At 67.5% G+C, this 12,886-nt stretch carries 14 protein-coding genes; 6 read left to right on the plus strand and 8 right to left on the minus strand.

All coding sequences use genetic code 11. The annotated features are described in order from the left end of the window. Positions 1-92 precede the first annotated feature (92 nt). Entirely contained in the window at positions 93-356 is a 264-nt protein-coding gene (gene infA / locus DIE03_RS02800; RefSeq protein ID WP_006483034.1) for a translation initiation factor IF-1, read from the plus strand. A gap of 171 nt (positions 357-527) precedes the next feature. Here infA and DIE03_RS02805 read toward each other — a convergent pair whose 3' ends face one another. Beyond that, entirely contained in the window at positions 528-707 is a 180-nt protein-coding gene (locus DIE03_RS02805; RefSeq protein ID WP_260434783.1) for an alpha/beta fold hydrolase, read from the minus strand. Between the two features lie 233 nt (positions 708-940). Here DIE03_RS02805 and DIE03_RS02810 point away from each other — a divergent pair, with 233 nt between their 5' ends. Beyond that, positions 941-2,188: an alkaline phosphatase family protein gene (locus DIE03_RS02810; protein WP_124447225.1), complete on the plus strand. Its 1,248-nt coding sequence runs from the start codon at positions 941-943 to the stop codon at positions 2,186-2,188. Beyond that, positions 2,185-2,427, plus strand: a complete 243-nt coding sequence (locus DIE03_RS02815; protein ID WP_124447227.1) for a hypothetical protein — start codon at positions 2,185-2,187, stop codon at positions 2,425-2,427. The genes DIE03_RS02810 and DIE03_RS02815 overlap by 4 nt, the downstream gene beginning before the upstream one ends. 17 nt (positions 2,428-2,444) lie before the next feature. Here the strand turns inward: DIE03_RS02815 and DIE03_RS02820 are convergent, their stop codons facing one another. The 7 genes from DIE03_RS02820 to DIE03_RS02850 form a co-directional block, all read right to left on the minus strand. Next, positions 2,445-3,824 carry an MFS transporter gene (locus DIE03_RS02820; protein ID WP_124447229.1) on the minus strand — a complete coding sequence of 460 codons (1,380 nt, stop codon included), beginning with the start codon at positions 3,822-3,824 and terminating at the stop codon, positions 2,445-2,447. Between the two features lie 197 nt (positions 3,825-4,021). Further along, on the minus strand, positions 4,022-5,053 hold the full coding sequence (gene dmpG, locus DIE03_RS02825) for a 4-hydroxy-2-oxovalerate aldolase (protein ID WP_124447231.1): 1,032 nt from the start codon (positions 5,051-5,053) through the stop codon (positions 4,022-4,024). A 16-nt stretch (positions 5,054-5,069) separates the two neighbouring features. Beyond that, entirely contained in the window at positions 5,070-5,969 is a 900-nt protein-coding gene (locus DIE03_RS02830; protein ID WP_124447233.1) for an acetaldehyde dehydrogenase (acetylating), read from the minus strand. A 13-nt stretch (positions 5,970-5,982) separates the two neighbouring features. Further along, positions 5,983-6,765 carry a 2-oxopent-4-enoate hydratase gene (gene dmpE, locus DIE03_RS02835; RefSeq protein ID WP_124447235.1) on the minus strand — a complete coding sequence of 261 codons (783 nt, stop codon included), beginning with the start codon at positions 6,763-6,765 and terminating at the stop codon, positions 5,983-5,985. 109 nt (positions 6,766-6,874) lie between these two features. Further along, entirely contained in the window at positions 6,875-8,257 is a 1,383-nt protein-coding gene (locus tag DIE03_RS02840; protein ID WP_124447237.1) for a DUF1329 domain-containing protein, read from the minus strand. A gap of 40 nt (positions 8,258-8,297) precedes the next feature. Further along, a complete protein-coding gene (locus DIE03_RS02845; protein WP_124447239.1) occupies positions 8,298-9,863 on the minus strand; it encodes a DUF1302 domain-containing protein in 1,566 nt (521 codons plus the stop codon). 154 nt (positions 9,864-10,017) lie between these two features. After that, positions 10,018-10,797, minus strand: a complete 780-nt coding sequence (locus tag DIE03_RS02850) for an SDR family oxidoreductase (RefSeq protein ID WP_124447241.1) — start codon at positions 10,795-10,797, stop codon at positions 10,018-10,020. Positions 10,798-10,934: 137 nt separating this feature from the next. On the opposite strand from DIE03_RS02850, the gene DIE03_RS02855 reads away from it, so the two are divergent. From DIE03_RS02855 to DIE03_RS02865, 3 genes are all read left to right on the plus strand, one after another. Further along, positions 10,935-11,771: an alpha/beta fold hydrolase gene (locus DIE03_RS02855; protein ID WP_124447243.1), complete on the plus strand. Its 837-nt coding sequence runs from the start codon at positions 10,935-10,937 to the stop codon at positions 11,769-11,771. 62 nt (positions 11,772-11,833) lie between these two features. Then, on the plus strand, positions 11,834-12,622 hold the full coding sequence (locus tag DIE03_RS02860) for an SDR family NAD(P)-dependent oxidoreductase (protein ID WP_124447245.1): 789 nt from the start codon (positions 11,834-11,836) through the stop codon (positions 12,620-12,622). 38 nt (positions 12,623-12,660) lie between these two features. Further along, positions 12,661-12,886: electron transfer flavoprotein subunit beta/FixA family protein (locus tag DIE03_RS02865; RefSeq protein WP_409364404.1), on the plus strand; the 226-nt coding region annotated here is incomplete at its 3' end.

A 12,886-nucleotide genomic window follows, 5' to 3' on the forward strand; every position in this document is an offset into this window, starting at 1 on the left:
CCGGCAGCCTGCCGGCGGCCGTCCCGTTGCGGGATACGGCGCCGGGCAGATCGCCGCGGCCGCGGTCTATCACCTTGTCTGGAGGAATTGGTTTGGCAAAAGAAGAACTGCTGGAACTCGACGGAATCGTCGACGAAGTGCTGCCGGACAGCAAATACCGCGTAACGCTGGAAAACGGCGTCGTGGTTGGCGCGTATGCGTCGGGCCGCATGCGCAAGAACCACATCCGCATTCTCGCGGGCGACCGCGTGACGCTGGAACTGTCGGTCTACGACCTCACGAAGGGCCGCATCAACTTCCGTCACAAGGACGCGAACTCCCCGCGTCCGCCGCGAAGCGGCCAGCCGCGTCGTTAAGCGGCCACGATCGGTGCGCGGCACATCGCGCACGCGGTCGACATCCGTCCGGTCACTCGGCCGGACGAACCGGATGAACGGCACGTTGCATGCCGTTCGTCGGTCGCCGGCGGCGCCATCGCGCCGCGGCGGCCAACCCCGCCTTTACCGGCTACTGCGCGTGCGCAACGCTCAGGCAGCCGCGTCCCGCAGGAAATCCTCGACGATCATCGTGAAGTACTGCGGACATTCCTGCATCGGGTAATGCCCGCAATTCGGTATCGCCACGAGCTGCGCGTTCGGATGCCATGCGAGGAACGTCGCCTGCATCGCCGCCGTGTCGAGCCCCGGATCCTTGTCGCCCACGATCACCAGAAAGCGCGTATCGAGCCCGCGGATGTCGTGACGCTGAAAACCGCATCGGCCGACGGCTGAACCGGCAGGCGGTGACGCCGTTCGTATGACGCTTTACGCGCGGGGTGGCGCGGTCGTACACTCGTCGGCAATTCGCGGCCCGCGCGCCTGGCTTTCAATCCCTTCAGTGGCTTTCAGCGGGCCTGCGACCGTGCCAGCCGGACATTCGTCGCGCGACGCCAGGAGGCGCCATGAGTGCAGACGCAGCCCCCGCATCCCCGTCCGTTCAGGACCGCATCCAGCACGTGTTCGTGCTGATGCTCGAGAACCGCTCCTTCGATCACCTGTTCGCGCTGTCGGGCTATCGCGACATCGTCGCCGCATCGCCGGGCAACAGCAACGCATACGGCGGCGCGGTCTATCCGTTCGGCGGCGGTGCGCCGGACCGGATGCCGACCGATCCGTGCCACGAATTCACCGACGTGCTCGAGCAACTCTGCGGCGCGGGCGTGCCGTTCGTGAAAGGGCAGGCCTATCCGCCCATCGGCAATTCCGGCTTCGTGTCGAATTACGCGACGTCGCATTCGGAAGGCACCCCGCCGCAGCCGGCCGACGCGGGCAAGATCATGCAGGGTGTCGACGTCGCGACGCAGGCGCCGTCGTTGCACGCGCTCGCGAACGCGTTCGTGCTGTGCGACGCGTGGCATGCGTCGATGCCGGGGCCGACCTGGCCGAATCGCTTCTTCCTGCACGGCGCGTCGTCGGCCGGGCTCGACCATTCGCCGACCAAGGAAGAGATGGCCGGATGGGATGCATTCGACGGCTTTCCGTATCCGAAGGGCTCGATCTTCGGCGCGCTCGGCGACGGCAACTGGCGCATCTACCAGGACCAGACGGGCGACCCGCTCGGCCACGTACCGCAGGTCGCGTCGCTGAAGGGCGTCAGCTTCTTCGACATCGACGATCTCGCGCATTTCGAAGCCGATCTCGCGGCCGGCTACACGGCGCGCTACACGTTCATCGAGCCCGGCTACGGCGACATCGTGCACGGCACCTATCGAAACGGCAGTTCGCAGCATCCGATGGACGGACTGGCCGGCGGCGACCAGCTCGCCGCGCGCGTGTACAACGCGATCCGCAATTCACCGGTGTGGAACAGCAGCCTGTTCGTGATCGTCTACGACGAGCACGGCGGCTTCTACGATTCGGTCAAGCCGGGCGCCGCGCCGCCGCCGAACGACGGCGCGGCCGCGACGCTGAACGCGAGCGGCTTCGGCTTCGACGTGTACGGCGTGCGCGTGCCGGCGATCGTGATTTCGCCGTGGGTCGCGGCCGGGCAGGTCGATCACACGCCGTACGACCATGCGTCGGTCGCCGCGACGCTCGAGCGGCTGTTCGGCTTCGCGCCGCTGACCGATCGCGATCGCCTTGCCAACGACCTGCTATCGCTCGTGACGACAACGTGCCGGACGGATTGTCCGCAAAGGATCGGAACATGAGTACGACCCCGGACCCGCGCGATGCGCTGCCCGTGCGCGACGGCACGAGCCTGATCGCGTATCTGCACATCCTGCGCAAAGCGCATGCGGCGCTGGTCGGCCAGGACAAGGCGCATCAGCGTTTCAGCGAGATCGCCACGCGCGGACAGGCGCGGCAATATATCGAGGAACTGATGCCGGCGTTGCTGCAAAAGCGCGCCGAGCATCGGGCGCGCAAGCACGGCGGGAAACATCGTTGAGCGGGTGGAGCGGTGGGTCATGCAGCCTGCTGCACGCTGGTCGCCGACACTGCCGCGCCTGTCAGTTGAACCATCGCGCCGGCAAACATTGCCGCGCGCAATCCTGCCGCGCCGCCGTGCGCGGCCGCGAACAGCGTGCCGAGCACCGCGATCCCGAGTGTCGCGCCCGTCATTCGTGCGACGTTGACGAGCGCGCTCGCGGTACCCGAACGCGCGGCATCGACTGCGCCGACCGCGACGGTCATCAACGGGCCCGTCGCAATTCCCATCCCGAGCCCCGTCAACGCGAGTCCGGTTTCGGCGCCGAGCAGGCTCGGTGAACCGGCGGACGCGCCGATCACGGCGAGTCCGCTCGCGATCACCGCGACGCCGCCGGCCGTCGTCGCGCGCGCGCCGATTCGCTCCGACAGCGGCCCCGACCACGGCGATACGACGACGAACACGAGCGCCATCGGCAGCAGCGCGAGGCCGGCGCCGGTCGAGTCCAGGCGGCCGATGCTTTGCCACGTCAGCGGCAGCAGGAACAGCACGCCGTACATCCCGAACGTCATGCCGGCGGTCGCGGCGATCGCGCCACGAAACGTTCGAATTCCCAAGATGTCGAGCGGCACGAGGGCGGCTTCTCCATGGCGGCGCTCGATCGCGACGAACGCGACGAGCGACGCAACTGCGACGCAGCCGGCGAGCACGCCCGCGGCCGGCGAATCGCGGAACACGATCGCCGCATACGCAAGTGCGCCGAGCGCGAGCGCCCCCGTGACTTGCGCCGCGCCGTCAAAATGCCGGCCACGCGGATCGGACGACTCGGGCACCGCCGGGATCGCGAGCAGCATCGCGGCGACGCTCAGCGGCACGACCACGAAGAAGATGCTGCGCCAGCCGAAATGACGAATCAGCACGCCGCCGAGCGTCGGACCGATCGCCATCGCCGCGCCGTTGCATGCGGCCCAGATGCCGAGCGCACGGCCGCGATCGACCGGATCGTGCCATACGACACGCACGATCGCGAGCGATGCCGGCAGCAGCAGTGCCGCGCCTACACCGGCCAGCGCGCGTGCGGCGATCAGCGCCGTCACCGACGGCGCGAGCGCGCACAGCAGCGATGCGACGGTGAAGATGGCGGTGCCGGCGATGAAGATGCGGCGCCGGCCGTGCAGATCGGCAAGCAGCCCGCCGGTGAGCAGCAGCACCGCGTAACAGAGGTTGTAGCTGTCGACGACCCATTGCAACGCACCGACGCCGGCGTGGAAATAGTCGCCGATCGCGCGTGTCGCCAGATTCACGACGGCCGTGTCGACCTGCGCGACGAGCACGGCGATGCAGAGGGTCAGGAGGGTGAGGCCGCGTCGTTTGACGATACGTTCGGCCAGTGCGGCGAGTTCTCCGGGATGAGCCACGGGCGGTGCTCCTCGAGTGTCGGTCCATCGAGCTTAGGTGCGGTCTGCTGACAGCGTGGTTTCAGCAGGGGCCGGCTGATGCACCACGAACGCTCGCAATTCCGATGCCCGCCGCGAAGGCCACTGGGCGGCGCGCGGAAATGCCAAACGGGGCTTTCGCCCCGTTTGGCCATCGCGACTCGTGCGATGCCGTCCGCTCAGGCCGCCACCGCCCGCGCCCGCGCCATCGTCAGCGCCGCATCCTCGATCATGTCCTCCTGGCCGCCGACGAGCCGCTGCCGGCCCAGCTCGACGAGAATGTCGCGTGCCGGAATCCCGTACTTCGCCTCCGCGCGCTTCGCGAACAGCAGGAACGACGAGTAGACGCCCGCATAGCCGAGCGTCAGCGCATCGCGGTCGAGGCGGATCGGCGCGTCCATGATCGGCACGACGAGATCCTCGGCGACGTCCGAAATCGCGAACACGTCGACGCCCGTCTCGATCCCCATCCGGTCGCACACCGCGACGAACACTTCCATCGGCGTGTTGCCCGCGCCGGCGCCGAGGCCGGCCGCGGCCGCGTCGATCCGGTTCGCGCCGGCCGCAACCGCCGCGACCGAGTTCGCGACGCCCATCGCGAGATTGTGGTGGCCGTGGAAGCCGAGTTCCGTCTCCTGCTTCAGCGCATCGCGCACCTGGCCGATTCGTGCGGTCACGTCGTCGGGCAGCATGTGACCGGCCGAGTCGGTGATGTAGATGCAGTTCGCGCCGTAAGACTCCATCAGCTTCGCCTGCACGACGAGCTGCTCCGGCGACGACATGTGCGCCATCATCAGGAATCCGACAGTATCGAGCCCGAGCGTGCGCGCAAGGCCGATATGCTGCTCCGATACGTCCGCTTCGGTACAGTGCGTCGCGACGCGGATCGTGCCGACGCCGAGTGCGTGCGCCATGCGCAGGTGCTCGACGGTGCCGATGCCGGGCAGCAGCAGCGCCGAGACCTTCGCCTGCTTCAGCTCCGGAATCACGGCGCTCAGGTACGCCTCGTCGGTGTGCGCGGGAAACCCGTAGTTGACCGACGCGCCGCCGAGGCCGTCGCCGTGCGTGACCTCGATCAGCGGCACGCCGGCCGCGTCGAGCCCGCGCGCGATGTCGCGCATCTGGTCGAGCGTGATCTGGTGGCGCTTCGGATGCATCCCGTCGCGCAGCGACATGTCGTGGACGGTGATCTTCTTGCCTGCAAGTGACATCGTGTGGCTCCTCGGCTCAAGCGGTGGCGGCCGTCGCGGCCAGCATCTGTTCGGCGAAACGCTCGGCGGTGGCGGCCGCGGCGGCGGTCATGATGTCGAGGTTGCCCGCGTATTTCGGCAGGTAGTCGCCGAGCCCTTCGACTTCCATGAACACCGACACGCGATTGCCGTCGAACACCGGCCCGTTCTTCAGCGTGTAGCCGGGCACGTAGCGCTGGACTTCCTTGACCATCGCATGCACGGACGCGGTGATCGCGTCGACGTCGGGCGGCCCGTCGGTCAGGCAGTGGATCGTGTCGCGCATGATCAGCGGCGGCTCGGCCGGGTTGATCACGATGATCGCCTTGCCCTTGCGTGCGCCGCCGACCTGTTCGATCGCGCCGGACGTCGTGCGCGTGAACTCGTCGATGTTCTTGCGCGTGCCGGGGCCGACCGAGCGCGACGACACGGTCGCGACGATCTCGCCGTACGCGACCGGCTGCACGCGCGATACCGCGTACATCATCGGGATCGTCGCCTGGCCGCCGCAGGTCACCATGTTGACGTTCGTCTGCGCGCTGTCGAGATGCGCGTCGAGGTTCACCGGCGGCACGCAGTACGGGCCGATCGCGGCGGGCGTCAGGTCGATCATCTTCACGCCGAGCGCGGTGAGCTTGTCGGAGTTGTCGCGGTGCACGTACGCCGACGTCGCGTCGAACGCGATGCGGATGTCGTCGGCGGCAACGTGCGGCAGCAGCCCGTCGACACCCTTGTCGGTGGTCTTCAGGCCGAACTCGCGCGCACGGGCGAGACCGTCGGATGCCGGATCGACGCCGACCATCCATACCGGTTCGAGCACCGTCGAGCGGCGCAGCTTGTATAGCAGGTCGGTGCCGATGTTGCCGGGCCCGATCAGTGCGCATTTGATTTTCTTCATCAGGATGGTTCCTTTAGATAAAGCGGACGTCGCAGCCGCCGATGCCGGAGATGTGCATCGACAGCGTGTCACCGGCCGTGACCGGAATCAGTTTCGCGAGCGAGCCGGACAGCACGATCTCGCCGGTCAGCAGCGGCACGTCGTACGCGGCGAGCGTGTTCGCGAGCCACGCGACCGCGTCGGCAGGGTGGCCGAGCGCCGCGTCGCCGCGTCCTTGCGCGACGCGCTCGCCGTTCTTGTCGATCGTCATCTCGCACGCGGCGAGATCGAGCGTATGCGGGTCGACGCGCGCATCGCCGAGCACGTACACGCCGCACGACGCGTTGTCGGCGACAGTGTCCTCGATGCGGATCGCCCAGTCGCGGATGCGCGAATCGACGATCTCGAAGCAGGGCGCGACGGCGGCCGTCGCGGCGATCACGTCGGTGCGGTCGATGCCGGGGCCGCGCAGGTCGTGCGCGAGGATGAACGCGATCTCGCCTTCGGCGCGCGGCGCGATCAGCGAATCGGCGGCAATCGCCTCGCCGGCCGCGTAGTGCATGCCGGACAGCAGGATGCCGAAATCGGGCTGGCGCACGTTCAGCATGTCCTGCACGGCCTGGCTCGTCACGCCGATCTTCTTGCCGACGACCGCTTCGCCCTGTTCGACGCGACGCTCGATGAAGCGCTGCTGGATGCGGTAGGCGTCGTCGAGCGACAGCCGGCGCGGACGGTTCGACAGCGGCGCGACCGGCGCACGCGCGTGCCACGCGGCGTACAGTTCGTCGCCGAGTGTCGTATGCAGGCGGGAAGACATGAAAGGGCCCTCGAATCTCGAATGGAAAAGGCCGCCGTCGCGGGCGGCGTCGTGCGCCGGAGCGGGGCTCCGGCGCGTGGGTCGCGGCCGCGCCGCGTCAGTGGATCGATCAGTTGCCCGAACTGCGGATCGCGTCCGGCGAGAAGTACGCCTCGTTGAACTGCGGGCTGTTGTCGAGCTTCGGCATCGGGCCTTCGTTCGTCAGGCGGTCGGCGAAGTACGCGCCGGAAATCAGGTCGTGGTAGAACACCGCGCTCGGGTAGAACGTCTTCGCGTCGAACGCATACAGCGACGTCGCGACGTTGGTGCGCCACAGCTGGCCGCGCGCATCGTAGTTGTCGGCCAGCAGCGATTGCCAGGAGTCCTCGTCGATGTACAGCACGCGCTTCGCATACTGGTGGCGATAGCCGTTCTTCAGTGTCTCCTGCAGCACCCACACGCGATGCAGTTCGTAGCGGAGGTACGCCGGGTTCTCGTGGCCCTTGGTCAGCAGCTCGCCGTACTTGATCGCGCTGTCCATGACCTTGTAGTTGTCGTACGGCACGTAGATCTCGCGCTTGCCGACGATCTTCCAGTCGTAGCGGTCGCCGGGGCCGTTGTACAGGCGGTCGTCGTCGACAGTGCGAAAACCGCCCGCGCCCGACGGCTGGTCGTACCCGTACTCGGGCGCCTGGCGCACGCGCCGCGTGCCGGGGTTGTACATCCACGTGCGCGACGCGTTGTCGGCGCCGGCCTTGTCCCAGTTCTGGAAGCCGACGATCAGCGAGCCGCGGTCCGACAGCGGCAGCTCCGTCGCGTTGCGGTAGTACGTGCGGTTGTTCAGGTCGTTCTTCACGTCGTACTTGCCGACGTTGCGCGGCGAGTAGATGTCGTAGCGGATCTTGCCCCACGCGATGTTGCCGTCCGAGTACACGACCGCCTGGTCGTAGGTCGCCTGCTCGGCGCCGATCGCCGACGAGAAGCGCTGGTTCCACAGCAGCTCGGCGGCCGTCTTCGGGATCGGGTACGGCACCGTCGGCGGCGCGTTCGTCAGGCCGTTCGCATCGGGCGTCATCGTCGACTCGGGCGCGTACGTGCGGATGTCCTTGTAGAGGGCATCCGGGAAGCGGAAGTCGCGATGGCTCGGATAGACGTTGATCTTGAACGTGGCCGGATAGCGCTTGAACATCGCCTTCTGGCCGTCGGTCAGGTGCTCGGCGTACTGCGCCATGTTCTCCGCGGTGATCGTCGCGATCGGTTTCTCGCTCGCGAACGGATCGGGGTAGCGGCTGCCGCGCTTGTACTGCACGTCGGGCGGCGTGCCGAGCCACTTGCCGGTCCACTCGGGCACGCCGTTGTCCTTGCTCGCGGCGCGCACCGCGCCGACCGGCGTCAGCGGGCCGTCGAGCGCCTTCAGGTCGTCCTGCGTGACCTTCGGGAACGACGCCGTCGCGACGACCGCGCACGCGGCCATCACCGACGCGCGCAGGAGGGGAAGATGAATGCGTTTCATATCGATCCTCGTAGTGCTGAATGACGAGCGGCCGAGCCGCTCAGAAGTGGTAGGTCGCCGTGGCCAGCACGTAGTCGCGATCCGACAGCGGACGCGTGACCGGATTCGGCGAACCGAGGAACTTCGCGTAGACGAGCGACAGCTGCAGGTTGCTCAGGCGCGTGAACGTCACGCCGGCCGTCACGCGGTGATCGCCCTGGCCCGTCAGCGAGCCGAGCGCGCCGGCGAGCGGCGACGTGCCCGTCAGGTCGTGCGTGTAGGTCAGCGGCACGTCGAGATCCCAGCCGTTGAACACGTTCTTGTAGCTGAGCGTCCACGCGATCTCCATCGCGAGCGCGTTGCGTGAATTCGCGAGCGTGGTCGAGCCGTCGAGCGCCGAGATGCTGCCGGCGTGCACGTACGTGAGTTCGCCGATCAGCGATTGCGAGTTCGCGAGGAAGCTCGGCCCGATCGAGTAGATGCCGGACAGGTTGGTCTGCAGCACGTTCGCGCGCGTCGATTGCGGGCCCGTCGGCGTATTGACGAGCACGGCCGCGCCCTGGCGGTACGACACTTCGCCCGCGACGTTCACGGGGCCGACCTGCGTCGAGAAGCTCGCGCCGGTCAGCTTGATGTTGCTGAAATAGGTCTGCTGATACTGGAGCGTCGGGAAGTACGTCGTGACGACGCTCGGGTTCATGTCGTTGTAGTGCAGGTGGTACAGGCCGATCTCGGTGTCGCCGAGCACGCGCACGCGCGCGCCGATACCCCACTGGTTGCGCGCGCTCGGCTTGTCGTCGGGGCCGCGCGGAATGATCATGCCGCCCGGGCCGATGATGTATTGGGCACCGGGGCCCGTGACGTCGGAGTAGCTCCAGTACGTGCCGGGCGCGGTCAGCCGGTTCTGCTGGTACGAGAACTGGTAGTAGCCGAGCAGGCTGAAGTTCGGCGTGATCTGCCACTGCGTCGAGATCTGCGGCACCGGCAGCAGGATGTCCTTCACCTCGGCGCCGGCCATGTACGACTTGGTCGCGTCAGACGGCCCCTGCGCGCCGGCGATGTTCGGGAAGAACAGGCTTTCGCCCCATGCGACCACCTGGTCGCCGACCTTCACGTTCAGGCTCGTCGAACCGATGTGGAAGGTGTTGTACGCATACGCGGCGAGCAGCGTCGTGTGGCCCCCCGACCAGTAGCGCGCATCGCTCGTGAAGTCGTTGTACTGGCCAGCATGGTTCACGGTGCCCGGCGCGTCGTTGTAGTTCGGGCGGTGATAGGCCTGGTCGTAGAACGTGTCCGCGCGGACGAACACACCCCAGTCGTCGTGCTTCAGGTTCACTTCGCCGAGCAGGCTGACCTGGTTCTCGATCAGCTTGTTCTTCGCGAAGTTGCGGTCGCCGTCGTCGCCGTTGATGTTCGCCGGCGTCAGCAGATTGCCGCTCGGTGCGCGGGTGCGCATGCCGAGGCCATAGCTGAGCGTGAACGTGTAGTCCAGCGTCGTGTCGGCGCCAAGCTCGATCGTGCTGCCGGCGTGCGCACCGGGAACGGCGCACGTCAGCAGCGCGGCGGCCAGCGTCGACAGCGTGGCGGTCGCCCGCTTGTCGGTACGGCGCGAAATCCGTTGATGCATGGTGTCTCCTCTTGGGGTATCGACGACGGTCGACTGTGTGTGTTGTCGTGAGAGGCAGAGTAGGGAGATCGCGGTAGCAGGGAATCGTCGAAATGAACTAGATGACTTCCCTAGGACTGGAAACGAATTGCCCGCACCGCTTGCATTGCGCGGGTCAGCGCGCGTCGGCCTGCGCGGCCGACAGGAACGCGGGCCGTTCGCCGCCGCCGTCGAGCCGCAGGTTCGTGCCCGACGTGTACGACGCATCGGGCGACGCGAGGAACAGGCAGGCGGAGGCAACGTCGTCGGGCGTCGCGAGCCGCCCGGCTGGAATCGTCGCGCGGATCGCGTCGAGCGCGGCGTCGTCGCCGTAATGGCCTTCGGTGGCCGATTCGGTCTGCACGAGGCTCGGGCTGATCGCGCACACGCGCACGCGCGGCGCCCACTCGACCGCGAGCGACGCGACCGCATTGACGAGGCCCGCTTTCGCGGCGCCGTACGCGGCCGTGCCGGGCGACGGTCGCGACGCGCTGACGCTTGCGATGAACAGCATCACGCCGCCTGCCGGTTGAGCCTGCATGATCGCGTTCACGCGCTGCGCGAGCTGCAGCGGCGCGATCAGGTTCAGCCGCACGATCGAATCGGTGAAGCGCGGCGATGCATCGGCCGCGAGCGCGAACGGCGAGCCGCCCGCGTTGTTGACGAGCACGTCGAGGCCGCCGGCCGTCTCGCGGATCGCCGCGAGCATCGCATCGACCTGCTCGACGTCGCGCAGGTCGGCCGCGATGAAGGCCGCCGAGCGGCCATCGGCCGAAGGTGGCGCATCGGGTGCACTGCGCCCGCAGACGAACACGCGCGCACCTGCCGCGAGAAACCGTTCGGCGATGCGCCGCCCGATGCCCTTGGTGCCGCCCGTCACGAGCACCGTCTTGCCGCTGTAGTCGAATCCGTTCATCGTTGCCTCCGTTTCGGTGGGCCGATGATAGGAAGAAGTGCGGGCGGCTTCGTAGTCTGAAAGGATGATGCCGGCCGGCGCCGGCGGCGCAATCATCGTGGCAGGCATCCATCGAACGACGAAGGAGACAACTCGCGATGACGACCCTCACGACGCCGCCGGCCGGCATCTTCACCGACGTACCGGGCGGCATGTGCCTGCACCATTTCGAGGCGGGCGAGGGCCGGCCGGTGGTGTTCATCCACGGCAGCGGCCCGGGCGCCAGCGGTTTCAGCAACTTCAAGCACAACGTTCCGGCGTTCGCGGCGGCCGGCTACCGCGCGATCGTCGTCGACCTGCCGGGCTACGGGCAGTCGTCGAAGCCGTCCGACGTCGCCTATACGCTCGATTTCTTCGTCGGCGCGCTGCATGCGCAACTGGCCGCGCTCGCGATCGGGCCGGCCGTGCTGCTCGGCAATTCGCTGGGCGGCGCGATCGCGCTCAAATACGCGCTCGACTACCCGGACGAAGTCGACGGGCTGATCATGATGGCGCCGGGCGGGGTCGAGGATCGCGACACCTATTTCCGGATGGAAGGAATCCAGCGGATGGTGCAGCTGTTCACCAATCGCCAGATGAATGACGACACGATGCGCGAGCTGCTGACGCTGCTCGTGCACGATCCGGCGATCGTCACCGACGCGCTCGTCGCCGAGCGGATGAAGGTGTGTGTCGAGCAGCCGACCGAGGTGCTGTCGACGATGAGCGTGCCGAACCTGACCGGTGCGCTCGGCGACCTGCGCTGCCCGATACTCGGTTTCTGGGGCACGGACGACCGCTTCAATCCGGTCGGCGGCGCGCTGAAATTCCTCGAACACTGTCGCGACGCGCGCTTCGTGCTGATGAACCGGTGCGGCCACTGGGTGATGGTGGAACACGCCGATTATTTCAATCGGGAATGCCTCGATTTTCTTGCGACGCGGAACACGCGATAACGCTGGATGCCCTTGAAGGCCGCCGCGCATGCGGGCGGCCCGTATGAATCTACGGAGACACCATGAAACTCATCGAAGAACTGTTCGACCTGCGCGGCAAGGTGGCCGCGATCACCGGCGGCGCGCGCGGCATCGGCGCGGAGACGGCGCGCACGCTGGCTGCGGCCGGCGCGAGTGTCGCGATTCTCGATGTGCTGTCGCAACCGGCGGAAGCGCTGGTCGGGGAAATCCGCGCGCAGGGCGGCCAGGCCGCGTTCTGGTCGCTCGACGTGACGCAGGAGGCCGACGTCGCGCGCGTGTTCGGCGAGATCGTCGCGCGCTTCGGGCGCCTCGACGTGCTCGTGAACAACGCGGGCATCGAAGGGCACAACGTGCCGACGCACGAGCTCACGCTCGCGCAGTGGCAGCGCGTGCAGGACGTGAACGTGAACGGCGTGTTCCTGTGCACGCGTGCGGCGATTCCGCATATCGACGCTGCCGGCGGCGGGTCGATCGTGAACCTGTCGTCGATGTACGGGATCGTCGGCGGCCCCGACGTGCCCGCATATCATGCGTCGAAGGCCGCGGTGCGGATGATGGCGAAGGTCGACGCGATGCTGTACGCGGCGAAGAACATCCGCGCGAATTCGGTGCATCCCGGCTATATCCGCACGCCGATGCTCGAGGACGCGTTCCGCCAGATGGGGCAGGACCCCGATCGCGCATTCGAGTACATGCAGACGCACGTGCCGATGGCGAAGATCGGCAGCCCGCGCGACATCGCGGCCGGCATCCTGTATCTCGTGTCGCCGGCAGGCCGCTACGTGACGGGCGCGGAGCTCGTGATCGACGGCGGGTATACCGCGCGCTGATACGGCGTGGCGCACGCAATGGAACAGGAGACAGGCAGTTGAAAGTGTTCGTGGCAGTGAAACGCGTGGTCGACGCGAACGTGAAGATCGGCGTGAAATCCGACCGGACGGGTGTCGACATCGCGAACGTGAAGATGTCGATGAACCCGTTCGACGAAATCGCCGTTGAAGAAGCCGTGCGGTTGAGGGAAGCGGGCGTCGCGACCGAAGTGATCGCGGTGTCGGTGGGCGTGACGCAAGCGCAGGAAACGCTGCGCACGGCGC

This window comes from Burkholderia sp. Bp8992 (assembly GCF_003853705.1).
Lineage (GTDB): Bacteria > Pseudomonadota > Gammaproteobacteria > Burkholderiales > Burkholderiaceae > Burkholderia.